This window comes from Lapidilactobacillus dextrinicus DSM 20335 (assembly GCF_001436095.1).
Classification (GTDB): Bacteria; Bacillota; Bacilli; order Lactobacillales; family Lactobacillaceae; genus Lapidilactobacillus; species Lapidilactobacillus dextrinicus.
In genome coordinates this window covers 1-472 of the sequence record NZ_AYYK01000006.1, presented here as the reverse complement: position 1 = coordinate 472, position 472 = coordinate 1, and the positions used below count along the sequence as shown (strand labels likewise).

Below are 472 nucleotides of genomic sequence, written 5' to 3'. Positions count from 1 at the left end.
CCGATAATACGTTGTTCTAGAAATACCTAGAATCTTACAAATTCTGGTAATTGAAATGTGTGTACTTAATGACTTGATTAAGAGAATAGTGGATGGGTTTACCACAACCTTTCCTTGATTAAATATTTTTTTACAACTTCTAATTCTTCCTGCATTTGTTTAATTTCTAAGTTCTTACGCATTTCGTTTGGTAGTTCTAGATCGCCCTTCTGATATTTATATTGTTTACCCTGCCCCTGTCTAAGTCGATAGTATTCGCCATTTCTTAACCAATTTCGCCATGTATAAATAAGCCCATCACTTTTAAGACCAAGTTGCTTACATATTTTACGTCCACTCATACCAGCATTAAGAAGCCTAATGGCTTCTAATTTGATCTCATATGAATAATGATTATTAGTCATAATAAAAACACCTCCGAATAAATTTTACTTTTTTCGAAAGTGCTTTTATATATCTGTATCAAATTATA

Annotated in this window: 1 protein-coding gene; it reads right to left on the bottom strand. The window is 31.6% G+C overall.

Annotated features, from left to right (window positions below):
• Window positions 1-98: 98 nt before the first annotated feature.
• Window positions 99-404: a transposase gene (locus FC84_RS04485; RefSeq protein WP_057756102.1), complete on the bottom strand. Its 306-nt coding sequence runs from the start codon at window positions 402-404 to the stop codon at window positions 99-101.
• Window positions 405-472: the final 68 nt, after the last annotated feature.